General features: G+C 70.1%; 25 protein-coding genes and 1 pseudogene. 12 read left to right on the top strand and 14 right to left on the bottom strand.

Annotated features, from left to right (window positions below; all coding sequences use genetic code 11):
• Positions 1 to 7: 7 nt before the first annotated feature.
• Positions 8 to 301 carry a hypothetical protein gene (locus tag ACIBEI_RS37085; RefSeq protein WP_398894895.1) on the top strand — a complete coding sequence of 98 codons (294 nt, stop codon included), beginning with the start codon at positions 8 to 10 and terminating at the stop codon, positions 299 to 301.
• Positions 302 to 325: 24 nt separating this feature from the next.
• Positions 326 to 610, top strand: coding sequence for an antitoxin (locus ACIBEI_RS37080; RefSeq protein ID WP_398894894.1), 285 nt, complete (start codon positions 326 to 328; stop codon positions 608 to 610).
• A 499-nt stretch (positions 611 to 1,109) separates the two neighbouring features.
• On the opposite strand, the gene ACIBEI_RS37075 is transcribed toward ACIBEI_RS37080, so the two are convergent.
• The 3 genes from ACIBEI_RS37075 to miaB form a co-directional block, all read right to left on the bottom strand.
• On the bottom strand, positions 1,110 to 1,859 hold the full coding sequence (locus ACIBEI_RS37075; RefSeq protein WP_398894893.1) for a class III extradiol dioxygenase subunit B-like domain-containing protein: 750 nt from the start codon (positions 1,857 to 1,859) through the stop codon (positions 1,110 to 1,112).
• Between the two features lie 140 nt (positions 1,860 to 1,999).
• Positions 2,000 to 2,266: a hypothetical protein gene (locus tag ACIBEI_RS37070; RefSeq protein ID WP_055616853.1), complete on the bottom strand. Its 267-nt coding sequence runs from the start codon at positions 2,264 to 2,266 to the stop codon at positions 2,000 to 2,002.
• 56 nt (positions 2,267 to 2,322) lie between these two features.
• On the bottom strand, positions 2,323 to 3,843 hold the full coding sequence (gene miaB, locus ACIBEI_RS37065) for a tRNA (N6-isopentenyl adenosine(37)-C2)-methylthiotransferase MiaB (protein WP_398894892.1): 1,521 nt from the start codon (positions 3,841 to 3,843) through the stop codon (positions 2,323 to 2,325).
• Positions 3,844 to 3,976: 133 nt separating this feature from the next.
• Between miaB and ACIBEI_RS37060 the strand changes: the two genes are divergently transcribed.
• On the top strand, positions 3,977 to 4,975 hold the full coding sequence (locus ACIBEI_RS37060; protein ID WP_398894891.1) for a TAXI family TRAP transporter solute-binding subunit: 999 nt from the start codon (positions 3,977 to 3,979) through the stop codon (positions 4,973 to 4,975).
• Positions 4,976 to 5,039: 64 nt separating this feature from the next.
• Here ACIBEI_RS37060 and ACIBEI_RS37055 read toward each other — a convergent pair whose 3' ends face one another.
• On the bottom strand, positions 5,040 to 6,443 hold the full coding sequence (locus tag ACIBEI_RS37055; protein WP_398894890.1) for an ATP-binding protein: 1,404 nt from the start codon (positions 6,441 to 6,443) through the stop codon (positions 5,040 to 5,042).
• Positions 6,444 to 6,452: 9 nt separating this feature from the next.
• Positions 6,453 to 7,139 carry a response regulator transcription factor gene (locus ACIBEI_RS37050; RefSeq protein ID WP_398894889.1) on the bottom strand — a complete coding sequence of 229 codons (687 nt, stop codon included), beginning with the start codon at positions 7,137 to 7,139 and terminating at the stop codon, positions 6,453 to 6,455.
• Between the two features lie 280 nt (positions 7,140 to 7,419).
• Here ACIBEI_RS37050 and ACIBEI_RS37045 point away from each other — a divergent pair, with 280 nt between their 5' ends.
• From ACIBEI_RS37045 to ACIBEI_RS37010, 8 genes are all read left to right on the top strand, one after another.
• Positions 7,420 to 8,196, top strand: a complete 777-nt coding sequence (locus ACIBEI_RS37045) for an amino acid ABC transporter ATP-binding protein (RefSeq protein WP_143638069.1) — start codon at positions 7,420 to 7,422, stop codon at positions 8,194 to 8,196.
• 60 nt (positions 8,197 to 8,256) lie between these two features.
• Entirely contained in the window at positions 8,257 to 9,102 is an 846-nt protein-coding gene (locus ACIBEI_RS37040) for a glutamate ABC transporter substrate-binding protein (protein ID WP_398894888.1), read from the top strand.
• Positions 9,103 to 9,191: 89 nt separating this feature from the next.
• The gene (locus ACIBEI_RS37035; RefSeq protein ID WP_383949847.1) at positions 9,192 to 9,857 is read left to right on the top strand and encodes an amino acid ABC transporter permease; all 666 of its coding nucleotides are present in this window, start codon (positions 9,192 to 9,194) and stop codon (positions 9,855 to 9,857) included.
• Positions 9,854 to 10,765: an amino acid ABC transporter permease gene (locus ACIBEI_RS37030; RefSeq protein ID WP_398894887.1), complete on the top strand. Its 912-nt coding sequence runs from the start codon at positions 9,854 to 9,856 to the stop codon at positions 10,763 to 10,765. The genes ACIBEI_RS37035 and ACIBEI_RS37030 overlap by 4 nt, the downstream gene beginning before the upstream one ends.
• A gap of 190 nt (positions 10,766 to 10,955) precedes the next feature.
• Positions 10,956 to 12,551, top strand: coding sequence for an FAD-dependent monooxygenase (locus ACIBEI_RS37025; protein WP_398894885.1), 1,596 nt, complete (start codon positions 10,956 to 10,958; stop codon positions 12,549 to 12,551).
• 65 nt (positions 12,552 to 12,616) lie between these two features.
• On the top strand, positions 12,617 to 12,703 hold the full coding sequence (locus ACIBEI_RS37020; protein WP_313960178.1) for a putative leader peptide: 87 nt from the start codon (positions 12,617 to 12,619) through the stop codon (positions 12,701 to 12,703).
• A 79-nt stretch (positions 12,704 to 12,782) separates the two neighbouring features.
• Positions 12,783 to 13,328: a cysteine dioxygenase gene (locus ACIBEI_RS37015; protein ID WP_398894884.1), complete on the top strand. Its 546-nt coding sequence runs from the start codon at positions 12,783 to 12,785 to the stop codon at positions 13,326 to 13,328.
• Positions 13,325 to 13,789: a rhodanese-like domain-containing protein gene (locus tag ACIBEI_RS37010; protein ID WP_398894883.1), complete on the top strand. Its 465-nt coding sequence runs from the start codon at positions 13,325 to 13,327 to the stop codon at positions 13,787 to 13,789. The genes ACIBEI_RS37015 and ACIBEI_RS37010 overlap by 4 nt, the downstream gene beginning before the upstream one ends.
• 175 nt (positions 13,790 to 13,964) lie before the next feature.
• Here ACIBEI_RS37010 and ACIBEI_RS37005 read toward each other — a convergent pair whose 3' ends face one another.
• The 6 genes from ACIBEI_RS37005 to ACIBEI_RS36980 all read right to left on the bottom strand — a co-directional run bounded on the left by ACIBEI_RS37005 (position 13,965) and on the right by ACIBEI_RS36980 (position 21,494).
• Complete coding sequence (locus tag ACIBEI_RS37005) at positions 13,965 to 16,502, bottom strand: FtsX-like permease family protein (RefSeq protein WP_398894882.1); 2,538 nt, start codon at positions 16,500 to 16,502, stop codon at positions 13,965 to 13,967.
• Positions 16,499 to 17,245 (bottom strand): ArsR/SmtB family transcription factor, encoded by a 747-nt coding sequence (locus tag ACIBEI_RS37000; protein WP_398894881.1) that lies wholly within the window; start codon positions 17,243 to 17,245, stop codon positions 16,499 to 16,501. The genes ACIBEI_RS37005 and ACIBEI_RS37000 overlap by 4 nt, the downstream gene beginning before the upstream one ends.
• A 357-nt stretch (positions 17,246 to 17,602) precedes the next feature.
• Positions 17,603 to 18,574, bottom strand: coding sequence for a recombination regulator RecX (gene recX / locus ACIBEI_RS36995; RefSeq protein WP_398894880.1), 972 nt, complete (start codon positions 18,572 to 18,574; stop codon positions 17,603 to 17,605).
• Positions 18,575 to 18,577: 3 nt separating this feature from the next.
• The gene (gene recA, locus ACIBEI_RS36990) at positions 18,578 to 19,705 is read right to left on the bottom strand and encodes a recombinase RecA (protein ID WP_398894879.1); all 1,128 of its coding nucleotides are present in this window, start codon (positions 19,703 to 19,705) and stop codon (positions 18,578 to 18,580) included.
• Between the two features lie 274 nt (positions 19,706 to 19,979).
• Positions 19,980 to 21,239, bottom strand: coding sequence for an AI-2E family transporter (locus tag ACIBEI_RS36985; protein WP_398894878.1), 1,260 nt, complete (start codon positions 21,237 to 21,239; stop codon positions 19,980 to 19,982).
• 60 nt (positions 21,240 to 21,299) lie between these two features.
• Positions 21,300 to 21,494 carry a DUF3046 domain-containing protein gene (locus tag ACIBEI_RS36980; RefSeq protein ID WP_055618504.1) on the bottom strand — a complete coding sequence of 65 codons (195 nt, stop codon included), beginning with the start codon at positions 21,492 to 21,494 and terminating at the stop codon, positions 21,300 to 21,302.
• Positions 21,495 to 21,574: 80 nt separating this feature from the next.
• Between ACIBEI_RS36980 and ACIBEI_RS36975 the strand changes: the two genes are divergently transcribed.
• On the top strand, positions 21,575 to 22,519 hold the full coding sequence (locus ACIBEI_RS36975; RefSeq protein WP_398894877.1) for a hypothetical protein: 945 nt from the start codon (positions 21,575 to 21,577) through the stop codon (positions 22,517 to 22,519).
• Between the two features lie 178 nt (positions 22,520 to 22,697).
• On the opposite strand, the gene ACIBEI_RS36970 is transcribed toward ACIBEI_RS36975, so the two are convergent.
• The 3 genes and pseudogenes from ACIBEI_RS36970 to ACIBEI_RS36960 form a co-directional block, all read right to left on the bottom strand.
• Positions 22,698 to 23,006, bottom strand: a complete 309-nt coding sequence (locus ACIBEI_RS36970) for an AzlD domain-containing protein (protein WP_326759256.1) — start codon at positions 23,004 to 23,006, stop codon at positions 22,698 to 22,700.
• Positions 23,003 to 23,761 carry an AzlC family ABC transporter permease gene (locus tag ACIBEI_RS36965; protein ID WP_398894876.1) on the bottom strand — a complete coding sequence of 253 codons (759 nt, stop codon included), beginning with the start codon at positions 23,759 to 23,761 and terminating at the stop codon, positions 23,003 to 23,005. The genes ACIBEI_RS36970 and ACIBEI_RS36965 overlap by 4 nt, the downstream gene beginning before the upstream one ends.
• 7 nt (positions 23,762 to 23,768) lie before the next feature.
• Positions 23,769 to 24,626, bottom strand: a pseudogene (locus ACIBEI_RS36960) (AraC family transcriptional regulator); the annotation flags it as partial.
• Between the last annotated feature and the right edge of the window lie 352 nt (positions 24,627 to 24,978).

Here is a 24,978-nt window from a genome sequence, read left to right as displayed (position 1 = left end):
AGATGGTATGGGCGTTTTTGCACGGCTTCTTCGTAAAGATGGACCTAAGTCGAAGGGGTCGGAGGAGGCCTCGACCGCCGAGGCCGAGGCCGGCGCTGTGACGGCCGAGCCCGGGGCGGATACGGAGCACTCGGAGGACGCGGCGAAGGGGTCGGCCAAGGCCGAGACCAAGACCTCGTCCGCAGCAGCGACGGACTCGGCGGAGTCCGAGGAGTCCGCCGCGGACGGCGTCGAGATCCCCAAGCAACAGTCCGCCGAGGAGGCGGCCGACAGCGAGGCGGGCGAGGGCGCCCGCAAGTAGCTGTCCCGCGAGGGAAGGTGAACCATGGGTCTCCTGGACAACGTGAAGGCCAGGCTCGCGCCTGCCAGGGAGAAGGTCTCCGACCTCGCGCAGCAGCACGGGGGAAAGATCGACAAGATCGAGCAGGGTCTCGACAAGGCCGCGAAACTGGCCGATGAGAAGACCAAGGGCAAGTACAGCGACAAGATCCAGACGGGCACGGGCAAGGCCAAGGGCGCCCTGGACCGACTCGCGCACAAGGAGGGTGACGGTAAGGACGGCGGCACGACGCCCCCGTCTCCCCCGGCACCACCGCCCTCGGCATCCTGAGCGACACCACATCGGCGGACGGCCTCGGAGCACGTTGAGCTCCGGGCCGTCCGCGGTGTTGGCGGCACACGCACGGCACGCGTCCTACCGCCTGCGTCTTACGGCCCGCGTCCTACGGGCCCACGCCTGACGCGTCGGCTCACGCATCGCCTGACGCCCTGCACCTGGCGGTTCGCTGCTGCCCCAAACCTCGGCAGAGGCAGGTCTCGCCCGGTGCTGGTGCACCCGGCGCGCGGGCGCTACGAGCAGCGCGGGGCCAGGGCAAACGCCGGGCACCAGGACCGCCCCGGGCGCTACGACCGACCAGCCCAGGCACTCAGACACTCGGATCGACCCGCCCGGGCGTTCAACGCCGACCAGCCTGGGCACTACAACCGTCCCGAGCACTCCCACCCGACCGCCCCAGGCACTCGGACCGACCGTCCCGGGCCCTACGACCGGCTAGCCCGGGCTGGACGCCCAGCTCAGCCCAGCCCGTCTCCCACTCCCGCCCCAGACCCTACGACCAGGCCGCCACCACGTACCCCACGCCGTAGGGCGCGTCCTCGTACAGGAGCGCGCCCGCGAGCCCCGCGCCCTCGCCAGCGCCCGCGAGCACCTGCCAAGGGGCACGGCCGGAGGCCTTGAGCTCGTACGCCAGTTCCGCGTCCAGCGTCTGAAGGGCGGCCACGTCGGCCGCTCCGAGCGCGTGCGCCACCTCCGCGTCGAAGCCGGCCGCCCGGTCGTCCAGATACCCGGGCGCCTTGAGCGTGCGGCACGCGCTGGCGTCGCCCATCACCAGCAGCGCCACCCGCTCGGCCCGCGTGGCGATTTCCCTCCCGCTCTGGATACACCGCTCGGCCGCGAGAGGTTCCCCCACGCCGAGACCTTCGACGGGGGCGTCCGACCAGTCCGTACGACCGAGCAGCCAGGCCGCGACCGCGAGCGAGGGCGGCAGGGGCCGATCAGCACCCTCGACGGGGCCGGATCCGGCCGGGCCTTCCGGTGTCCGGACCCCGTTCCGGCCCAGTCGGACGTCGAGATCCACGCCGAAGCCACGGAACGTGCCCCGAGAGCCCTCCGGATGCGCCCCACGCCCGCTCTGCTCGGCGGGTCCAACGACCACCAGCCGGTCGGCCCGCGCGGCGGCCAGTACCCCCAGCGCGTCCGTGCAAGCGGCACGTGCGGCGTCCAGTTCGGGTGCGGCGCCCGCGGCGACGTCGGGCACGAGAAGGGGCGGACAGGGGCAGACGGCGGCGGCGACAAGCATGATCGGCAGCGTAGCCCCGTGCGATGGTCCGACGGCACTCCTCGGGCGGCCGGATGTCACTCCTCGGCAGAGCCCGTCACCGCGCCCCGCCCAACGCCTCGCCTTACCTTGCCCAACGCCACGCCCTGCCCCGCCGGACGTCACTCCTCGATCAACACGTCCGTGAGGTCGATGACCGTGAGGAGGAGCACCACGAGCTTGCCGTCGCTGATCACGTACTCGACGAACAGGTTCCGGGAGAGGGCTATCTCGCGGGTCGACTCGTCGCCGCCCACGGCGTGCGACAGCTTGTGGCGCGGGTCGGCCACCAGTATGGCCAGCCCGCGGTCCAGCACCTCCCGGCGCTCGGCGGGAAGGCTGTCCCGGACGCGTGCGGCGCGCTCGGTGAACTCCACGCTGTACGGCATGAGGGACCCCTTCCCGGCCCGTGACGCGGTCAGTCGCCGTGTCAGTCGCAGCCGTGTCAGTCGCAGCCGCACCCGCTGCCCGTGGCGACCGGCAGCGGCTCCGGGGCCCCGATCTTCGGCAGCCCCAGCATGACGCCCGCCGGCTTTACGGCCTCGGCGGCGTTGCGCTTGTCCCAGGCGTCTCCCGCGCGCGTGCGCCGCACTTTCAGGGCGGGGCCCTCCGCCAGGAGGTGGTGCGGGGCCGCGTACGTGATCTCGACCGTCACCACGTCACCCGGGCGCACCTCCTCGTCGGGCTTGGTGAAGTGCACCAGGCGGTTGTCGGCGGCGCGGCCGGAGAGGCGGTGGGTGGCACCGTCCTTGCGGCCCTCGCCCTCGGCGACCATCAGCTCCAGGGTGCGGCCGACCTGCTTCTTGTTCTCGTCCCAGGAGATCTCCTCCTGGAGGGCGACGAGACGCTCGTAGCGCGCCTGCACGACCTCCTTGGGGATCTGCCCCTCCATGGTCGCCGCCGGGGTGCCGGGGCGCTTGGAGTACTGGAACGTAAACGCTTGCGCGAAGCGGGCCTCGCGGACCGCGTGCAGGGTCTGCTCGAAGTCCTCCTCGGTCTCACCCGGGAAGCCCACGATGATGTCGGTGGTGATCGCGGCGTGCGGGATCGCGGCGCGGACCTTGTCGATGATCCCGAGGTAGCGCTCCTGCCGGTACGAGCGGCGCATCGCCTTCAGGACGGTGTCCGAACCGGACTGCATCGGCATGTGCAGCTGCGGCATGACGTTCGGGGTCTCGGCCATCGCTGCGATGACGTCGTCCGTGAAGTCGCGCGGGTGCGGCGAGGTGAAGCGGACGCGCTCCAGGCCCTCGATCTTCCCGCAGGCCCGCAGGAGCTTGCTGAAGGCCTCGCGGTCGCCGATGTCGGAACCGTAAGCGTTTACGTTCTGCCCGAGCAGCGTGATCTCGGAGACGCCCTCGCCGACCAGCGCCTCGATCTCGGCGAGGATGTCGCCGGTCCTGCGGTCCTTCTCCTTGCCGCGCAGCGCCGGGACGATGCAGAAGGTGCACGTGTTGTTGCAGCCGACGGAGATGGAGACCCAGGCCGCGTACGCGCTCTCGCGGCGGGTCGGCAGCGTCGAGGGGAACGCCTCGAGCGACTCTGCGATCTCGACCTGCGCCTCTTCCTGTACGCGGGCGCGCTCCAGGAGGACGGGCAGCTTGCCGATGTTGTGCGTACCGAAGACGACGTCCACCCAGGGCGCCTTCTTCACGATGGTGTCGCGGTCCTTCTGGGCGAGGCAGCCGCCGACGGCGATCTGCATGCCGGGCCGCTTCGTCTTCATCGGCGCGAGCCTGCCGAGGTTCCCGTAGAGACGGTTGTCGGCGTTCTCCCGCACCGCGCAGGTGTTGAAGACGACGACGTCGGCGTCACCGTCGGAGCCGTCGGGCGCGCGTACGTATCCGGCGTCCTCGAGCAGTCCGGAGAGCCGTTCAGAGTCGTGGACGTTCATCTGACATCCGTAAGTGCGTACTTCATACGTTCTCGTCAGGTCCACTACGGGGCTCCGGTCGCTGCTGCTCATGCGACAAGGGTAGGCGGTGCCCGGAGTACGTCCGGCCCTGGCGCCTGTCGTGCGGGGGTATGCGGGCCGTGGCGCCCGCGTCCGGGGGCCCGGCCCTGGTCATCGTGGGCGTTGTGCTGGCAGGATCGCGCCCATGTTCCAGGCATTTTCCCGTATCGGCAGACGCCGGGCCCTGCAGGGTTCGGCCGCCGCCTTCGTGGCCTTCGGGCTGCTCCTGTGGTGGCTGCTGCCCCTGGGCAAGAGCTCACCGAGTGGGACGGTGTCCTTCAGTACGGGATCGGCGTCCGGCGTCTACCAGCTGTACGGGACGCTGCTGCAGGAGGCGCTTGCGAAGGACATGCCTCGTCTGAAGGTGGAGCTCGAAGGAAGCGTGGGCTCGCAGCAGAACGTGCAGCGGGTCGCCACCGGGGAGGCAGATTTCACCATCGCGGCCGCCGACGCGGTGGCGAAGTACGAGCGGGAGGGCGGCCGGGGCGCGGAACTGCTCCGCGGCTGCGCCCGGCTGTACGACGACTACGTGCACGTGATCGTCCCCCAGAGTTCCCCCGTGGAGACCATCGCGGAGCTGAAGGGCAAGCGGGTCGCGGTGGGGCCGCGCGGCTCCGGGGTGCGGCTGATCGCCGAGCATGTGCTGGAAGCGGCCGGCCTCGACCTGGACAGGGACATCGAGCCGGTGTCCGTCGGCATAGGAGAGATGCCGGAGCTACTCGAATCGAAGAAGATCGACGCATTCTTCTGGTCGGGCGGGCTCCCGACGAAAGCCGTGAGCGACCTCTCGAACAGGTCCGACATCAGGCTGGTCCCCATCAAGGCCGACCTCGTGGAGGAGCTGCACAAGCAAGGCCAGGAAGCCGAGTACTACCGGTCCGCCGTCATGCCGGCGGACGCCTATCCCCGTGCCCAGTCCGGGGAGTCCGTGGAGACGGTGGCGGTGGCGAACCTGCTCGTGACCCGGGCGGGGACGGACACGGAGCTGACCGAGGGGATGACCCGCACGGTGATCCACAGTCGCGACAGCATCGGGGAGAAGGTGCACGCGGCACAGCGCGTGGACCTGCGGACGGCCATCTACACCGATCCGCTCGACCTGGACGAGGGAGCGAGCCGCTACTACCGCTCGGTCAAGCCATAGCGGTCCGTACGGCGGAAGGCCTGACGGCGGCACAGGCACGGCCCAGGGCCGCTTGCGCGGCCGTTCAGGCTCCCGGCACCGTCCGCGGCACACTCACCGTCACCTTCAGGCCGTGCGGCTCGTGGTGCTCGTACGTGATGGCGCCGCCGCCTGCCGCGAGCAGGGCCCGGGAGATGGACAGGCCGAGGCCCGAGCCCTTGATGTTCTGGTGGCCGGGGCTGCGCCAGAAGCGGTCGCCGACGCGGGTGAGTTCCTCGTCGCTGAGTCCGGGACCGAGGTCGGTGACCACGATGGTCGAGACCTGGCCGTTGGAGGCCACCTCGACCTCGACGGACTCTCCTTCGGGGGTGAACTTCAGCGCGTTGTCGATCACCGCGTCCAGGGCGCTGGAGAGGGCGACGGGGTCGGCCCACGCGGTCGTGGCGGGGCAGGTCCCGACGAGTCGTACGCCCTTGTCGTCGGCGACCGGCGACCAGGACGCCACGCGCTCGGCCGTCAGCTCGCCGATGTCGGTGAGCCGCAGGTCCGCCTCGGCGTGTTCGGCGAGGGCGAGGTCCAGGAGGTCGTCCAGGACCTGCGCGAGGCGCTTGCCCTCGGTGCGGACGGAGGCGATCTCCTCGTTGCCCTCGGGGAGTTCCAGAGCGAGCAGTTCGATGCGCAGCAGCAGCGCGGACAGGGGGTTGCGCAGCTGGTGCGAGGCGTCGGCGACGAAGGCACGCTGCTGTTCCAGCACGTCCTCCACGTTGTCGGCCATCTCGTTGAACGACCGGGCCAGGCGTCTGAACTCCGGCGGCCCGCCGGCGACCGCGACGCGGGACTTCAGGCGGCCGGTCGCGATGTCGTGGGTGGTGGCGTCGAGGACGCGTACGGGCCGCAGTACCCAGCCGGTCAGACGTAGCGCTGCACTGAGCGCGAGGAGCATCGCGGCGATCTCGCCGGCGCCGATGACCAGCCAGCCGCGCAGGATCTTCGAGCGCATCTGTCCGGTGGGCGAGTCGGTGACCACGACGGCGATGACGTCACCGTCCCGGATGACGGGGGACGCCACGACGAGACGGTCCCGCTCCCACGGCCAGACCTGTGCGGGGTCGTGGCTGCGGCGGCTCTGGAAGGCCTCGTCGAAGGCGTCGCGGGCCTCGCCCTTCTCGGGGATGTACCAGTCCACCGGGGCCTTGGCCATGATGGTGTCGCGGTAGAACACGCCGACCTTGATGCCGTACAGCCCGTTGTACTTGATGAGTTCCCTGCCGAGCGTGTTGAGGCGCTCGTCCGAGGACTCGACCCGGGACCCCTTCGGCGGGTCGGTGACGAACTGTGCGAGAGACGCGAAGCGGGCCGTGTCGTCGATCCGGTCGACGACGACCTTCTGCTGCTGGGCGGCCGCCAGGCTGACGGCGAGGGGGACGCCCAGGGCGAGCAGCACGGCCGCCATCAGGACGATGAGCAGCGGGAGGAGACGTGCGCGCACCTGGCCCCGCTACGCGGCGGGCGCGACGAGCCGGTACCCGACGCCGCGCACGGTCTCGATCAGGGCCGGCATGCGCAGCTTGGAGCGCAGCGACGCGACGTGCACCTCCAGGGTGCGGCCGGTCCCCTCCCAACTGGTGCGCCAGACCTCGCTGATGATCTGTTCCCGCCGGAACACCACACCGGGACGCTGGGCGAGGAGCGCGAGAAGGTCGAACTCCTTGCGGGTCAGTTGGACAACCGAACCGTCCACGCTGACCTGACGGGTGGGCAGTTCGATCCGTACGGGGCCCAGGTTCAGCGCGGTCTCGCCAGGGGCCGCGGCCTCGTCGGCGACGTTGCGCCGGCTGACGGCGTGGATACGGGCGAGGAGTTCCCCCGTGTCGTACGGCTTCACCACGTAGTCGTCGGCGCCGAGGTTGAGGCCGTGGATCCGGGAGCGCACGTCGGCGCGCGCGGTGACCATGATCACGGGGATGCTGGTGCGCTTGCGGATCTTGCCGCAGACCTCGTAGCCGTCCTGGTCGGGCAGGCCGAGGTCGAGGAGCACCACTCCGAAGCCGGCCCCTTCGGGAACGAGCGCCTGCAGCGCCTCCTCGCCACTGCGGGCGTGGGTGACGTCGAAGCCGTGACGTGCGAGAACCGCGGACAGAGCGGCGGCCACGTGGTTGTCGTCCTCGACAAGGAGCAGTCTCACCCCGGCCCCCTTCGGTTCATCGGTCGTACGTTTTCGGTGGATAGACGTGGGCACGCGCGCGTGCCCCCTGGAAGTCAGTCCGATGACGCTGACGGCGTCAAGCATGTTCGGGGCGCGGCCGACTTCCGTTACGCAGCCGGTACGTGCCCGCCGCGGCCTTCACGAAGAGTGTCCGGTTGCTACCAGATCGTTATGCTCAATTTCCCCTCAGATGTAATGACGCTGGTCGTGCGGCATCACTACTGTCCTCCGCAACCGAGGAGGACGGAGCAAGAGGCCGATGACCGAAGTATCGGTGACCAAGGACGCCGTACCCGCGGCCGACGATCTGGTCGTACTGAAGAACGTCAACAAGCACTTCGGTGCGTTGCACGTGCTCCAGGACATCGACCTGACGATCGCGCGCGGTGAGGTCGTCGTGGTCATCGGGCCCTCCGGGTCCGGAAAGTCCACCCTGTGCCGCGCCATCAACCGCCTGGAGATGATCGACTCGGGAGACATCTCGATCGACGGCAAGCCGCTGCCCGAGGAGGGCAAGGAACTGGCCCGGCTGCGGGCCGATGTCGGCATGGTCTTCCAGTCCTTCAACCTCTTCGCGCACAAGACGGTGCTCGAGAACGTGATGCTGGGACAGCTCAAGGTCCGTAAGGCTGACAAGAAGGCCGCGGAGGAGAAGGCCCGCGGGCTGCTCGACCGGGTGGGGGTCGCCACGCAGGCGGACAAGTACCCCGCCCAGCTCTCCGGCGGCCAGCAACAGCGTGTCGCGATCGCGCGGGCGCTGGCGATGGACCCCAAGGTCATGCTCTTCGACGAGCCGACTTCGGCTCTCGACCCGGAGATGATCAACGAGGTCCTGGAAGTCATGCAGCAGCTTGCGCGTGACGGGATGACGATGGTTGTAGTCACACACGAGATGGGTTTCGCCCGTTCGGCCGCCAACCGCGTCGTCTTCATGGCGGACGGACGCATCGTCGAAGAGGCTGTGCCGGACCAGTTCTTCAGCAACCCCCGCAGCGACCGGGCGAAGGACTTCCTGTCGAAGATCCTGCACCACTGACGGCCTGCGTCACCCGCCACCGACGGATCGCACATCTTCACCACTCAAAGGATGTTCATCATGAAGCTCCGCAAGGTCACCGCCGCCTCGGCCGCCGTCCTCGCACTCGCCCTCACTGCCACCGCGTGCGGCTCGGACGACAAGGACAGCGACAGCGCCGACACCGGCTCCGGCGGCAGCAAGAAGATCACCATCGGCATCAAGTTCGATCAGCCCGGCATCGGCCAGAAAACGCCGGACGGCTACGAGGGCTTCGATGTCGACGTCGCGACGTACGTCGCCAAGCAGCTCGGCTACAACGCGGACCAGATCCAGTGGAAGGAAGCGAAGAGCGCCGACCGCGAGACCATGCTCCAGCGTGGTGACGTCGACTTCATCGCCGCCTCCTACTCGATCAACGACGAGCGCGCCGCGAAGGTCGACTTCGCCGGTCCGTACCTCCTGGCCCACCAGGACGTCCTGATCCGCGCCGACGACGACTCGATCAAGACGCCGGCCGACCTCAACAGCAAGAAGCTGTGTTCGGTGACGGGCTCCACCTCGGCGCAGAACGTCAAGGACAAGCTCGCCCCCAAGGCCCAGCTGCAGGAGTACCCGGCGTACTCGGCGTGCCTGTCCGGTCTGCAGAGCGGCGCCATCGACGCGCTGACCACGGACGACTCGATCCTCGCCGGTTATGCCTCGCAGGCGAACTACAAGGGCAAGTTCAAGCTCGGCGGCTTCAAGATGACCAACGAGAACTACGGCATCGGCGTCAAGAAGGGCAGCGACCTCAAGGCCAAGATCAACACGGCCCTGGAGAAGATGGTCTCCGACAAGGCCTGGGACACGGCCGTGAAGGACAACCTCGGCCCGGCCGACTACAAGAACGAGCCCGCCCCCCAGATCGGCAACATCGTCAAGTGAAGCGGGTCCTGATCTGACAGGTGCGCCGCCCCGGAGGGCGGCGCACCTGCTGGAAAGAGCCCTCCACACACGCGGAAGCGCGGGAGATCGTGTTCGACTTTCTTGAAGGTTACGACCTGTGGGAAGCCTTCTGGACGACGGTGCAACTCACCGTCCTCTCAGCCGTCGGCTCCTTGATCTGGGGGACCCTGCTGGCCGCCATGCGGGTCGGTCCGGTGCCTCTGATGCGCGGTTTCGGTACCGCCTACGTCAACATCGTGCGGAACATCCCACTCACCGTGATCATCCTGTTCACGTCGCTCGGCCTCAACCAGACGTTCAGGGTCACCCTGGGCTCGGATCAGACCGCCACCACCAATTTCCGGCTCGCGGTACTCGGTCTGATCGTGTACACCTCCGCGTTCGTGTGTGAGGCGCTGCGGTCCGGCATCAACACAGTGCCCGTCGGCCAGGCCGAGGCGGCGCGCGCCATCGGCCTGAACTTCACGCAGGTGCTGACGCTGGTCGTACTGCCCCAGGCGTTCCGTTCGGTCGTGGGCCCGCTGGCCAACGTCCTGATCGCGTTGACGAAGAACACGACGGTGGCCGCAGCGATCGGTGTCGCCGAGGCGGCGCTGCTGATGAAGGAGATGATCGAGAACGAGGCGCAGCTCCTCGCGATCTCCGCGGTCTTCGCGTTCGGATTCGTGTGTCTGACGCTGCCGACCGGTCTGATCCTCGGCTGGGTGAGCAAGAAGGTGGCGGTGAAGCGATGAGCTCGGTCCTCTACGACGCCCAGGGCCCGCGGGCCAAGCGGCGGAACATCGTGTTCTCCGTGGTGTTCCTCGCCGCCCTCGCCGCGGTGCTGTGGTGGGCGTACACCATGCTCGACGAGAAGGGCCAGCTGGAGTGGGTGCTGTGGAAGCCCTTCTTCACCGGCACCGAAGCCTGGAGCACATACCTCTGGCCGGGGCTGCAGAACACGCTCAAGGCCGCGGCGCTCGCCATGGTCATCGCGCTGCCGCTCGGTGCGGTCCTCGGTATCGCACGGCTGTCCGAGCACGCCTGGGTACGCATCCCGGCGGGCGCGGTGGTGGAGTTCTTCCGCGCCATCCCGGTGCTGGTCCTCATGATCTTCGGCCTGGCGCTGTTCTCCGAGTACACGAACGTCAGCGCGGACGACCGTCCGCTGTACGCGGTCGTCACCGGCCTCGTGCTCTACAACGCCTCGGTCCTCGCGGAGATCGTCCGGGCCGGCATCCTGTCGCTGCCCAGAGGCCAGTCCGAGGCTGCCTTGGCGGTCGGTCTGCGCAAGAACCAGGTGATGCGGTTCATCCTGCTGCCGCAGGCGGTCACGGCGATGCTGCCGGCGATCGTCAGCCAGCTCGTGGTGATCGTGAAGGACACAGCGCTCGGCGGCGCCGTCCTCACCTTCCCCGACCTGATGGCGTCCGTCAGCCCGATGAGCGCCTACTACGCGAACGTCATCGCCAGCTTCACGGTCATCGCGGTGATCTACATCGTGATCAACTTCGCGCTCACGAGCTTCGCGAGCTGGCTGGAGGGCAGGCTGCGCCGCGGCAAGAAGTCCACCGGCGCGGTCCTCGGAGTGGACGCGGTCGACGAGCTCAGCGCACCCGGCGAGCACGTGGACGTCACCCACGAGGTCGACAAGGGTCCGTGAACGACCCTCGCAGACCGAAGAACTGACGAGATGTGAGCAACCGGAGGCAGTGGCATGATCGCCACTGCCTCCGTCACTTGACGCAAGCACCGGCAATGGGTTGCATACGTTCTGTGATCGTGCACCCCGCTCCACCTGCCCCTCCCGGTAAGACACTCGGCACACCTCTCCGGGCAGGGGGCGCCGCGTCGTGGACCCGGTGATCATCGTCGGAGCGGGGCCCGTCGGACTCACGCTCGCCCTGGCGCTGGCCCGCCAGGAGGTCCCGTCCATCGTTCTGGACGAGGGGCCCGGCAAGGACGAACAGAGGCTCGCGCGGACCGTCGTACTGCGTGAGGACACCACCGCGCTGATCGAGCGGCTGACGGGGTTCCCGCTGGCCGAGGCCGGTTTCCGTTGGGCCGGATGGCGGTCGATGCGACGCAAGCAGGTGATGCGGCAGATCACGTTCGGCGACGACGAGCCCGCACCGCTGCACGTCCCCCAGCACGTACTGACCGCCGCACTCAGGGCCGCGATCGCGACCGAGCGGCTGGTCAGGGTCGCCGTGGACAGCCGCCTCGACTCGATCGAGCAGGAGACCTCGGGCGTCACGGCGCACACCCGCGAGCCCAAGGGCACCTGGTGGCGCGGCAGCTATCTGATCGGCTGCGACGGACCGCGCTCGACGGTGCGCAAGCTCCAGGACATCCGCTTCCCCGGTCGCACCGCCGTCGAGCGACACGCCGTCGCCGCGCTGCGTACGGAACTTCCGTGGCCCGGTGAGGCGTTGTTGCACCGGATGCCGCCGTGGCGGACGTCGGGCCCCTCGGCCGGGGAGGTGACCGCACGTCCGCTCGCCGACGACGTGTGGCGCCTGGACTGGCTGCTGCCGCCGGGCAAGGACCTGGTCACGCCGGACCTGCTGGTGGCGCGCGTCCGTGAGACCCTCGCGGGCTGGAGCGGGGGCACCACGCCCCCGTACGAGCTGCTGGACACAGGAGTCCACACGGTGCACCACCGGCTGGCGCGGCGGTGGCGCGCCGGACGTGTCTTCCTGGCCGGGGACGCCGCGCATCTGCTCGGTGCGCTCGGCACACAGGGCCTCGACGACGGTCTGCGGGACGCCGACAACCTCGCGTGGAAGCTATCCCTCGCCTGGCACCACGGCCCGCACGAGGCGCTGCTCGACAGTTACCAGGTGGAACGGCGCGCGGTCGTCGCCGCGCGCCTGCGCGCCGCGGACCAGGCGCTGCCGATACTGCGCGCCGGAGGACTGCGTTCCGCGGTGCCCGGGTCGGCCCGCGGCCATGACTCGTTGCTCACCGACGGCCATCTGGGGCGCGGACCGCTGGGCGCGCCGGGGGCGTACGCCGATTCGCCGCTCGCGCCTCCACGCGCCGAGTCGTCGGCCGAGGTCGGCACGGCGGTGGGCGACCAGGTCGCCGATGTACGGGTGACGGCGGAGGACGGTTCCTTCGTACGGCTGCGGGACCGGCTGGGCCACGGGGCGCTGCTGGTCCTGCTGATCGCGCCGGGGACCGGGGTGTGGGAGCGCAAGCACTGGGTGACGGCCGGGATCATGCCGCGTCTCGCGGCCGCCGTGACCGCGCTGCCGCACCACGCCGAGCTGCTGGTCGCCGAGAGCTACCCGGGTGCGGCGGCGCACACGGTGCTGCTGATCCGCCCTGACGGGCACCTGGTCGCGGCGTTCAGCGGGGTGCGCCCGGCGGATCTGTACGAGGCGGCGGAGGCGGCTCTGGGCGGCCCCCGGGCCACGGCGGAGGCCGCGGCGGGGACGTCCTGAGCGCTCTCTGTCCAGTCGGTGACACTGAGTTGACCGGTCCGGACCGCCATGGTGTACTCCGGATCGTGACCGACACCTGTGTGCGCCTGTGGCGGAGGGTCCATATGGACCTCGTCCGCTATGCGGGCTGCGTGTGTCGCCCGTCCTGCTGAATTCGCATCCTCTCCACCCGCGCGCGTCGCCGACGTCGTTCCCGCGCGCTCCACGCGAACGCTCACCAGGACGGTACCCGTGTCTGTCTCCCCTTCCCTGACACCCTCTGCCTCTGCCCCCGCTCCGGCCCACGGCCCCACGCAGGCCGAGCTGCTCGACTTCGTCCGGCGCACGGCCGCAGACGCCGAGCTGATCGCCTCTCTCCCGCTCGACCCCGAGGGCCGTACGTGGGTACGCCTCGAAGGGCCGGGCGGCAGCGAGGCCTGGCTCATCGGCTGGCCGCCCGGCACGGGCACCGGCTGGCACGACCACGCCGAGTCGGTCGGCGCCTTCCTCACGGCGTCGGGCGAACTCAAGGAGAACTCGCTCACCGCCCGGCTGCCCACCGACGGCTGGAAGACCCTCGAACTGACCGAGGGCATCGACCGGGAACGGCGGCTGGGGGCCGGCAAGGGCCGTTCTTTCGGCCGCCACCATGTGCACGAGGTACTGAACGAGTCCACGGAGGAGCACGCGATCTCCGTCCACGCCTACTACCCGCCGCTGCCGCAGATCCGGCGCTACAGCCGCAGCGGCCAGGTGCTGCGCCTTGAGCAGGTCGAGCGCCCGGCGGACTGGCAGTGACCGCCGAAGGCCGTCCGCGAGCCGAAAGCCCGGTCGGGATCGACGAGTTGCTGGAGCGGGTCCGTGAGGGCCTCGACCGGGTCGGGGCCGACGCCGCCCACGACGCCGCGCGGGCGGGCGAGGCCCTGCTGGTCGACATCCGGTACACGGCACTGCGCGAGCGCGACGGACTGATCCCCGGCGCCCTCGTCGTCGAGCGCAACGAACTGGAGTGGCGCCTCGACCCCCAGGGCAGCCATCGCGCTCCCGAAGCGACGAGCCACGCCCTGCGCGTTGTGATCGTCTGCAACGAGGGCTACGCATCGAGCCTCGCGGCCGCGTCCCTGCGCCAGTTGGGACTGCACCGGGCGACAGACCTGGTGGGCGGCTTCCAGGCTTGGCGGGCGGCGGGCCTGCCGGTGACTGGGCTGACGGTGGATGGACTACCGGTGACTGCAGTGCCGGTGACCGGACGACGGTAGCTGGGCTGCCGGTGGCTTCTCAGGCCTCCGGTCGGACAGTCTCATCCGGGCGCGGGCCTCTTCTTCAACTGTCGGTCACAAAGCCTCCCCTGTCGGCGTACTTCGACGCCTCGTTGGGCATATGTAGCGGTGGGGGCCCTTCGCGTAAGGGGCCCCCACCATTGCGTACCACCCCTTACTCCCTGGCCGTGGCCACGGTGACCGGCCGCGCCTTGAGGGCCACCCGGCCCGGCAGCGTGGTGCCGACGAGGGCGAGCAGTCCGGCGGCTGCGACCACCGTGACGTACACCAGGGGTGTGACGGCCGGAGCCGCGCTGCCTGTCATCCCGATGCTGAAGGCCGTGAGGACGGCGAGCGCGATGCCGCTCCCGAGGGTCGTGGCCAGGAGCAGCACCAACAGTGCCTCCGTCCGCAGCATCCGCAGTACCTGGCGACGCGTGGCACCGGCGAGGCGGAGCAACGCGAACTCCCGTACGCGCTCGGAGACCGACATGGCGAGCGTGTTGACGACCGCGATGGCCGTGAAGGCGAGAACGAGCCCCATGGCGAAGTAGTTGACCTCGGCGTTCGCCTGCAGCCGCTCGGCCTGCAACGAGTCAGCGGTGGCCGGTGAGACGACCCGGACACCCGGGAACTTCCGGACGGCGGCCGCGAGTTCTTCCTGTGAACGGGCGGTGGAGACGAGGACCGTGGCCGCGAGCGGGTTGTCGACATGGCGGGCGACCAGGTCGTGGGCCATGGTGAGGTCGCCGAAGCCGAGTCCCTTGGCGTAGACGGCGACGACGGTGAGGGTGGCGGGCGTGCCGTCCCCGAGGGTGAGCTTCAGCGTGCTGCCGGGCTTCAAGTGGAGCTGGTCCGCGGCGAGTTCGCTGACGGCGACGGTGTTGTGCGTGAGCTCGGCGAGGGAGCCCGCGGTGACGTCGGGGTCCCAGGTGCGGGTCAGGCCGGCGGGGCTGACGCCCTGTGCCGCGTACTTGTCGAGGCCGACACGAACGGTCGTCCGGACGACCTCGGTGGCCACATCGCGGTCCGTACGCAGCTGCCGTGCGGCCTGCGCCGGGACGCCGGGGCCCTCGGCGGCGAGGACCCAGTCCGCGCGGATGCCCTCGCGGGCCTGGGTGCGCGCGGCGTGTCCCAGCGTCGGCTGGACGAAGAGGACGGTGCAGGTCATACCGATGAGGAGGGTGAGCGGCGTGACGACGGAGGCCATGCGGGCGGCGTTGCCCCGCAGATTGGCGGTGGCGAGCCTGCCACCCGGGCCGCTGAGTCGCAGCGGGGCGCCCAGGACCGCCGCGGCCGCCCTCACCAGGAGCGGGCCGAGCAGCGCGACGGACGAGGCGAGGACGACAACGGCCAGGAACGTCACGGGAGTCGACGCCGGCTCGGTGCGCAGGATGCTGAGTACGGCGACGAGGACCGTACCTCCGGCGAGCAGCACGAGCCCCGCGATGATGCGCCCCCAGGCGGGGCGGCTGCGCTCGGCGCCGGCCTCGGAGAGTGCCTCGGCCGGGCGAATACGGGCGATGCGGCGTGAGGAGACACGGGCGGCGGCCCAGGCACCGATGAGCGTGGCGGCGATGGCGGCGAACAGCGGGAACACGCTGACGGTGTGCTGAAGCGTGGCAGGCACGGCGCCCAGGGCGACGAACCTGCCGTGCAGCCAGCTCCCGAGCGGCAGCCCCGCGAGCGCTCCGGTGACTCCGGCGGCCGCGCCGATCAGCAGGGCCTCGCGGCCGAGGAGCTTGCGGATCTGCCCTGATGTGGCGGCGATGGCGCGCAGCAGGGCGAGTTCGCGGTGCCTCTGCTGCACGGAGAGCGCGAAGGTGCCGACGACCACGAGTACGGCGACGAGCAGGGACGTGCCGCCCATCGCTCCGCCCATGCTGACGAGCTTGATCCGGGCGGCTGCCGCGTCCAGGAACTCGACGGAACCTCGCTCGTCACCAGTGCTGACCTGCGCGGTCGTGCCATGCAGCGCCTTGGCCACGGCCGCTTTGAGGTCGGCGGTGTCGGTGCCCTCGGCCGGGACGACGCCGATCGCCGTGACCTGGCCCGGGTGCGCGGCGAGGCGCCGGGCTTCGGCGGCGGAGAAGAAGAGCGAGGTCTGGTGGCGTAGGTCGTCTCCGGTGGGCGCGGCGATGCCGGTGACGCGATACGTGCGCGGGCTCTGGGTGGACTGGACGGTGAGGCGGTCCCCCGGCTTCAGTCGGGCTCGGTCGGCGAGATAACGGTCGACGACCAGATCGTCCCGGGCTCGGGGAGGGGTTCCGGTGGTGAGGGCGTACGGAGTGAGGGCAGCGGAGTCCCAGGCGTGGCCGTAGGCGGTCCGGCCGCCGGTGCCTGTGCCTGTCGGTATCAACGGCTCGGCGAGGAAGGTCAGTTCGGGGATGACGCGACGGGCGCCGGGGACTCGGCCGAGCGTCGTGGTGAGGTTCTCGGCCAGCCAGGCCCGTTCTGAGATGGGCTTGGCCTTGTGTTTGGTCTTCGTCTTGCCCTTCTTGTGCTTGACGGTGGTCCGGTGAACGTTCTGGTCGGCGGAGACCACGATGGGGGCGGCGGCGTAGCGCTCGGTGCCGATGGTGCCGCGCAGTCCGGTTTCGAGGAGGGCGCCGCAGGCCGTGATGAGGGCGGCCGCACACATCAGGGCGAGGAAGGCACCGAGGAATCCGCCTTTGCGGTGGCGGACGGTCCGCAGGGCGTAGCGAAGCATCATGAGGTCTCGGTCTCTCTTCCGTCGTCTGCGGTGTCAGGAGTGGAGCCGGGCGCCGAGTCGGGCGGGGTATCGCGGGTGGGCGCTTCTGCTGAGGCGGCCTGGGCGGGGAAGGCGAGGAACCGGGTGAGTACCGTGCGCGCGTCGGCCGGTGTGTCCGCCTCGGGGCGCTTGTAGCGGTTGAGGAGCGCGATGTACTCCTCGAAGAACTCGCGCAGTTCGGGGAGCGTCAGCCGGATCGTGCCTCGCGAGTACGGGAAGGCGTCGGCCCATGGCTCGTCGACCGCGTCCCACTGGAGTTGCTCGAAGAGTTCGAGGTCGGCGGCGTACGCGTGGTGGTTCAGCTCGTCCATCACGAGCCGCATCTCGGGGCTCTGGCGGCTGCGCGGCGGGAAGCGACGGTCACCGGGGACGGCTCGCCACCAACGTTCGCGGCCGTGTCCGGCGGCACCCGTCTCCTCGACGAAGCCGTAGCGCGCGAGTTCGCGCAGGTGGTAGCTGGTGGCCCCGGTGTTGAGCCCGAGCGCCCTGGCGAGCGTCGCGGATGTGGCGGGGCCGTGCACGGTGAGGTGCTGCAGCATCCACTGCCGCCGGGGCTGGGCAAGTGCCTTGAGCGCGGCGAGGTCGGAGAGCTCGACGGGGGCCGGGCGAGGGTCGGGGTCGGGAGCTGTGTGCTCCGGCTTCGCGGGATCGGGACGTGTGTGTCCCGGCTCAGCGGGGTCGGTTGCGCCGGGTTCCTGTGCCATGCGTACACAGTCGCCTGTGCACAGGGGTCTGTGCACTGCGGTCGGCCAGCGTCTTGGACCGGGGGTTAACCCCACCCTCACTCATGGCAACAGGGGCTCCCCGGAAGGGAGTTGTCACTCGTCCGGGGTCAGGGTCGGGGTTCTCCGGCGCCGGCGCGGGCTTCCGACTCCGATGTCGGCGCTGACATCGGAGCTGGCGCTGGTGTCGGAAGCACGCGCTCCGCCCAGCTGGCCTCCGCCCTGCCCGCTCCACCCGTCCCGGCCCCGGACGCGATGGGCGCCCCCGCGCGTCCACCGTGCCCGGGGCCCGGAACCGGTCGGCCCGGAGGCAGCCTCACGCCTCCTCAAGGGCCTGTCTCAGAACCCCTCGCCGTCATCGAGGAACTCCGTGTCCTCGCCCTCTTCCTCCAGCGCCTGCCGGACCACTCTGAGGGCCATGCCCTCGGAGTAGCCCTTGCGGGCGAGCATGCTCGCGAGGCGTCGTATCCGCTTGTCGCGGTCGAGGCCGCGCGTGGAACGCAGTCTGCGGGCGACGAGCTCGCGTGCCGTCGTCTCCTCCTGTTCGGAGTCGAGCTGTCCGACGGCCTCGTCGATCAGTGCGGAGTCCACGCCCTTGGTCCGCAACTCCCGGGCGAGCGCCCGCCGGGCCAGGCCCCGGCCGTGATGCCGGGACTCCACCCAGGCGTCCGCGAAGGCACTGTCGTTGATCAGCCCGACCTCTTCGAAACGGGAGAGCACCTCGTCCGCCACGTCGTCCGGGATCTCGCGCTTGCGCAACGCGTCCGCGAGCTGTTTCCGCGTGCGCGGGGTCCCGGTGAGCAGGCGCAGGCAGATGCCGCGCGCCCGCTCAGCCGGGTCCCCTGGGGGCTCCCCCTTCTCGGCCCTCGACGAGGCAGAGGGGCCTCCGTCCTGTGGTTCGCCCTCGGTTGACGATTCGCCGAAACCACGCCGCCGACCGCGACCCCGACCACCACGGCCGCCACCGCGTGAGGCTCCGGCACCCCGCTCCCCCGTGCTCTGCGGCCCGTCGCCCCCGTACGACCAGCCATCGGCATCGCGTCGGCCGGAGCCTCGGCGCGAGCCGCCGCTCGGCGTGGTGTCACCGTCCCGCGGACCGTCGCCGCGGTACGGACCATCGTCCGGCCGTCCGTCCCCCTCCGGATCGCCGTACGCAGCCTCGGCGTCCCAGGCCCCGAGACCGTGACCGTACGACCCGTCGGCGTCGTACGCCCTGTCGCTGTCTCCGGCCGTGCCGCTGTCACCCCCGCGCCTCTTCCCTTCGGAGGCGGCGGGGTCGACGTACTCGGCCCAGTCGGTTCGCCGTGTCACGGACTAGCTCTTGGCCGCCGCGGCCTTGGGCTTGACGGCCTTGGCTGCGGGAGCGGGAACCGTCTTCGCGGCCTCGTCCGACGCCGCCGACACCGCCGCGTCCGCGCCCGGCTCGGCGGTGGGCTTCTCCGGCTTCACACCGACACCCAGCTTCTCCAGGATCTTCTTCTCGATCTCGTTGGCGAGGTCGGGGTTGTCCTTCAGGAAGTTGCGAGCGTTCTCCTTGCCCTGGCCGAGCTGGTCGCCCTCGTACGTGTACCAGGCGCCGGCCTTGCGGACGAAGCCGTTCTCCACGCCCATGTCGATCAGGCCGCCCTCGCGGCTGATGCCCTGCCCGTAGAGGATGTCGAACTCGGCCTGCTTGAAGGGCGGGGCGACCTTGTTCTTGACGACCTTGACGCGGGTGCGGTTGCCGACCGCGTCCGTGCCGTCCTTCAGCGTCTCGATACGGCGGATGTCGAGTCGCACCGAGGCATAGAACTTGAGCGCCCGGCCACCGGTCGTGGTCTCCGGGGAGCCGAACATCACGCCGATCTTCTCGCGCAGCTGGTTGATGAAGATCGCCGTGGTCTTCGACTGGTTGAGCGCGCTGGTGATCTTCCGGAGGGCCTGGCTCATCAGGCGGGCCTGGAGACCCACGTGCGAGTCACCCATCTCGCCCTCGATCTCCGCGCGCGGCACGAGGGCGGCGACGGAGTCGATGACGATGAGGTCGAGGGCGCCGGAGCGGACCAGCATGTCCACGATTTCCAGAGCCTGCTCGCCGTTGTCCGGCTGCGACAGGATCAGGTTGTCGATGTCGACGCCGAGCTTCTTCGCGTACTCGGGGTCGAGGGCGTGCTCCGCGTCGACGAAGGCCACCTGGCCGCCGGCCTTCTGCGCGTTCGCCACCGCGTGCAGGGTCAGGGTCGTCTTTCCGGAGGACTCCGGGCCGTACACCTCGACCACTCGGCCGCGCGGCAGACCACCGACGCCAAGGGCGACATCGAGTGCGGTCGACCCTGTGTGGATGACCTCGATGGGCTCGTTCGGCCGCTCGCCGAGGCGCATCACCGCGCCCTTGCCGAATTGCCGTTCAATTTGTGCGAGAGCGGCGTCGAGCGCCTTCTCGCGGTCAGTACCTGCTGCCATGGGTTCCACCCGATTTGCTTGAGTCGATCGCTTCACGTCAAAGACGCTAACGCCTGCCACTGACAATGCGCCCCGACGCCCCTCCGGCCTGTGGATAACTCGGGCGCTTCTCCACGAAATCCCCGTCGACATCCCGTCTCTGGCTTGGCCGGAGCCTCCATCAGAATGGATGTTCGATTTTGGTGTCAAGCGCACCACGCGCTTCGCCGGAGGCGTGTCGCGAGCCGTACCACCCGGCTGCTTCCAGGGTCGTACGGGCGGCCCCGCCGGTGCGCTACGCGGTGCCGCGGGGCTCTTCGTCCTCCGCCGTCCGCGTCTCGCGGGGCCCCTTCAGCGCGCGTCGTATGCGTGCGAGGAGAGTGCTCGTACCCCGCTCGCGGCGGCCGTGGACCCGCGGGTCGTCCGTGACGTCGTACCGCTTCACGTAGGCCCCCAGGAAGGCCTGGAGCGTGGCGACCGCCGGGATGGCGATCAGCGCGCCGACCGCGCCGAGGAGTGCGGTGCCCGCGATGACCGACCCGAAGGCGACCGCCGGGTGGATGTCCACGGTCTTCGCGGTCAACTTGGGCTGCAGCACGTAGTTCTCGAACTGCTGGTAGACCACGACGAAGATCAGCACCCACAGCGCGTACCAGGGATCGACCGTGAAGGCGATCAGCATCGGCAGGGCGCCCGCGAGGTACGTACCGATGGTGGGGATGAACTGCGAGACCAGACCCACCCAGACGGCGAGCACGGGCGCGTAGTTCACGCCGAGGGACTCCAGCAGGATGTAGTGCGCTACGCCGGAGATCAGTGCCATCAGCCCGCGCGAGTACAGATAGCCGCCGGTCTTGTTGACGGCGATCTCCCACGCGCGCAGCACCTCGGCCTGCCGGGCGGGCGGCAGTACGGAGCACAGGGCGCGCCGCAGCCGCGGGCCGTCGGCGGCGAAGTAGAAGGCGAACAGTGTGATCGTCAGGAGCTGGAAGAGCCCGCCCAGCACCTGAGTGGACACGTCCAGGACGCCGCTCGCGCTGTTCTGCACGTACTTCCGCAGCCAGTCGGAGCGCAGCAGGCCCTCCTGGATGTCGACGCGGCTGAGCTCCGTGTGGAAGGTCGTGTTGATCCAGCTGATCACCGAGTCGACATACTTCGGGAAGTCCTCGACCATGTCGATGATCTGTCCCGCGAGCATCGAGCCGAGCAGCGTGACGAAGCCCGCGCTCGCGATCATCACGAAGAGGAAGACGATCCCGGTGGCCAGGCCCCTGCGCATGCCGAACGAGGCCATCCAGCTCACCGCGGGCTCTATGGCGAGGGCCAGGAAGAACGCGATCAGGACGTTGATCAGCAGCCCGGTCAGCTCGTGGAAAGCCCAACTGCCCAGCTGGAAACAGGCGATGAGAGCGAGGGCGAGCAGCATGGCCCGCGGCAGCCAGCGCGGCATGCGGGCGCCCGTCTCGGCCGCGCCCCCGGCCGGGGGCCCGGGAGGTGTCGTGCCGAGTGGGGAAGCCTGCTGACCGACGTGCGCGGTCTCATCTGTCGATGCCACGGACCAAGTCTCGCCCACACCTCCGACAATCGGCCCCCGCCCCCGGATCTTCGTGGCCCGTCAGCGGTTTTCGTAGGGAACGTTCACCGCGGTACACACCGCGCGCCACACGTCCTTCGCCTCCCAGCCCGCGTCCAGCGCCTGCCGCACCGTGCGCCCGCCGAGCTCCGACATCACATGATCGCGCGCGAAGGTGTCGGCGTACCCCGCTCCGAAGTGATCCGCCATCCGCTGCCAGAAGACCGTCAACCGCATGACTCCAGTATCCCGCCCCTGAGAGTGGGCCCGAGCCGGGACCGCTTGCCGAGAACGCTTTCCGTCCTACGGTCTGACTCATGGCCGAAACAGGAGCATCCCCACTCCCCCCGACGCCCCCGGCGCACACCCCCCTCGCCCGCGCCGGGCACTTCGTCTGGCTCACCGCGCGCGTGCTGGAGCAGCGCCGTTTCGCGTACCACTTCTTGGGCGGCGACGCCGACGCGGTCGAGACCGCGCTGTCCGCCTACCGCAACGAGGACGACGGGTACGGTCACGCGCTGGAACCCGATCTGCGCGGCCCGGTCAGCCAGCCCCTGCACACCGGGCACGCACTGGGCGTCCTGGACTCGATCGGGCGCTGTGGCGGGCAGCGGGTGGAGCGCATGTGCCGCTATCTGACCTCCGTGTCGACGCAGGACGGCGCGCTGCCGACGATCCATCCCAGCCAGCGCGGCTATCCGACGGCGCCCTTCCTGCCGGTCGTCGACGACCCGCCCAGCGAACTCCTCGCCACCGGCCCCGTGGTGGGCCTGTTGCACCGCAACGAGGTCTGGCACGCCTGGCTGTTCAGGGCCACCGACTTCTGCTGGCATGCGGTGGAGTCCCTGGACAAGTCGCATCCGTACGAGATCGAGGCGGCCGTGGCCTTCCTGGACTCGGCGCCCGACCGCCCGCGCGCGGAGGCGGCCGCCGACCGCCTCGGTCGCCTGGTGCGCGAACACCGGCTCGCGGCGCTGGACCCGGCGCGTCCCGACGCGTTCCCCGTGGCCCCCGGTTACGCGCCCGGAGAGCACCACTTCCCGTACGACTACGCGAAGACACCGGGCTCACTCGCGCGCGCGTGGTTCACCGACGCCGAGATGACGGGCTCCCTGGAGTTCCTGGTGAGCCAACAGCAGAAGGACGGCGGCTGGCCGGTCCGCCGGCGCCAGTGGGCACCGGGTACGGCTCTGGAGGCACGCCCGATCGTGACGATCGAGGCCCTGCGCACCCTGCGCGCCTACGGGCTGCCCGTCGGCTGACATCGACACCGGTCCACGCGCCGACCTGACCAAGCCGATCACCGGTCACCAACTACCGCTGTCGCTGCCGGTCGCAGACGGGGCCTCGATCAGGGGGCACACGCACGCGTGCCCCCTCACCAGCCCACCCGGACGCCCCCTCCCAAGACCAACACCACCTCAGCCCCCTCCCGTCCCTTCAGCCGGTCATCGCCCGCACCCCCGCCGTAACGAGCACAGCCGCAGCGACGACCAGCAGGAACGGGGCCCGCAGCAGCAACGCCACGGCAGCCGCGGCAAGCCCCGCGGCCTTCGCGTCCAGCACCAGGACGCGTCCGTCGGCGAAGGTCTGCTGGGCCGTGAGGGCGGCCAGGAGGGCGACGGGCAGCAGAGCGGCAAGCCTCTGAACCAGCGGCCGCTCCAGGAGGCCCGCAGGGATCAGCAGCCCGATGAGCTTGACGGCATAGCACCCGACGGCGGTGAGACCGATCGCGATCCAGATGTTCAACGCCCCTCCCCCACGGTGTCGTCGTCTTCGGCCGTCCCGGTACGCGCCGGACGACGCCCTTGCGCCCACAGGACGACCGGGGCGGCGAGCGCGGCCACCAGGACGGGAACACCGGCAGGCAGGACAGGCAACAGCCCGAGCCCCAGGACGACCGCGAGCCCCGCGACAACCCGCTCCATGGTGGTCCTGAGCATGGGCGCGAGCAGCGCCAGAAAGACGGCGGGCCCGGCCGCGTCCAGGCCCCAGGCGTCGGTGTCGCCGATGGCGTCGGCGCCCAGCGCGCCGAGCAGGGTGGTGAGATTCCACAGCACGTAGAGGGTGAGCCCGGTGACGGTGAAGCCGATCCGCACGGCGCGCCGCGTGGGCTGGGCGAGGGCCACGGCGGTGGTCTCGTCGATGACCCACTGGGCGGCGAACGGCCGCACCGCGCGCGGGAGGGCCAACAACTGCGATAGCCGCAACCCGTAGAAGGCGTTGCGCACCCCCAGGAAGAACGCGCCCGCCGCGGCGGTGAACGGGTTGCCTCCGCCGGCCAGCGCCCCCACCAGAGCGAACTGGGAGGCGCCGGTGAACACCAGAAGGCTCAGTGCGCAGGTCTGCAGCAGCGTGAGCCCGCTGCCCGCCGAGGTCACGCCGAAGGCGAAACCGGACAGTCCGACGGCGATCCCGACTCCGAGGGCGTCCCGTACGACAGCGGCGTCGGGTTTTCCGCCGTCTTCACTGCGTATGTCTGCGAGAGCTGCGTGTTCTGCCACGCCCGGACGGTACGAGAACCTCCCGCCGCGATTCTTGTACGTTCTTGCGCTCGCGCTGATAGGCACCCGGCGGCACACCCACGATCCGCGTGAAATGCCGGTTGAGGTGCGGCTGATCCGTGAACCCCACCGCGACGGCCGCCTCCGCGGGCGGGACACCCGAGTCCAGCAACCGACGCGCACGCCGTACCCGGACATCGGTCAGCCACGCGTGCGGGGGCATCCCGTAGGCGTCCCGAAAGGCACGCAACAAAGCGAAGGGGCTGGTCCCCAGATCACCGGCGAGCCGCTCCAGAGTGGGCGGCTCCACGATCTGTTCCTCAAGAACGGCACGCGCGCGTGCCGCGACCCCGGCCCCCGCCGTCCGCAGAACCCGCTCCGGCAACGGCCCGCCGTTCACCCGCAGCAACCGGGTCACGGCAACGCGCAACAACGTGTCGGCGGCCAGCGCGTTGCCCTCATCGGCGGCCCGCAACACCTGATGAACCAGCCTCACGGCATACGGATCATCGAGAACCGGCCTCACGAAGCCCGGAGTACCACGAAGAGCGGTGGTCTCGGCAGCGATCTCCGCCACCAGCTCCGGCGACGGATAGACGGCCCCGTACCGCCAACCCTCAGGAATCCCCGCCCGCCCCGTGTGCGGCGTATCGGGATTGACCAGCGCGAGAGACCCGGCCCCCGCGTACTGATCGGCCCCACCGTGATGAAAGACCTCGACACCGTCGGCAATGGCGGCGATGACGAAGTTCTCGTGCGTATGCCGGACAAAGGTCTTCTGCACATACCGAGCCCGCAACAGATCGACACCGGGCAACTCCGCAAACTGCCAGTGCCGAGCCCGTTCCTCCCCAGCTCCAGCCATGCCCTCATTCTCCGCCATCACAAGAAACACCGGTTCTCAACCTCGGGGCAGCCACGCGACGGGGACGCCCCACGCCCCGCAGCCGCCGGACAACCGAAGGGGCCGGTCCGGGGGTGTCCGCCCGCAGCGGCTGGCGCGTCAACTCGGGCTCCCAAGAAAGCAGACCGATTCCGCGCCAGACCGAGGACGGATATCCCCGGACCGGCCCCGACCCAAAACGACCGGCAGGCGCAGGACAGACGCCCCGCAGCACCCCCGCAGCCAATCCCCCACAGCTGCCCAGCAGCCAATCCCCCACAGCACTCTCGCAGCCCCCTCGCAGCCGATCCCGACGCAGGTCAGCCCCGTTGTC

It is taken from the genome of Streptomyces sp. NPDC050988 (genome assembly GCF_044456225.1).
Classification (GTDB): Bacteria; Actinomycetota; Actinomycetes; order Streptomycetales; family Streptomycetaceae; genus Streptomyces.
Note: the sequence above shows the minus strand (reverse complement) of the source record. Positions and strands in the feature narration are given on the sequence as shown.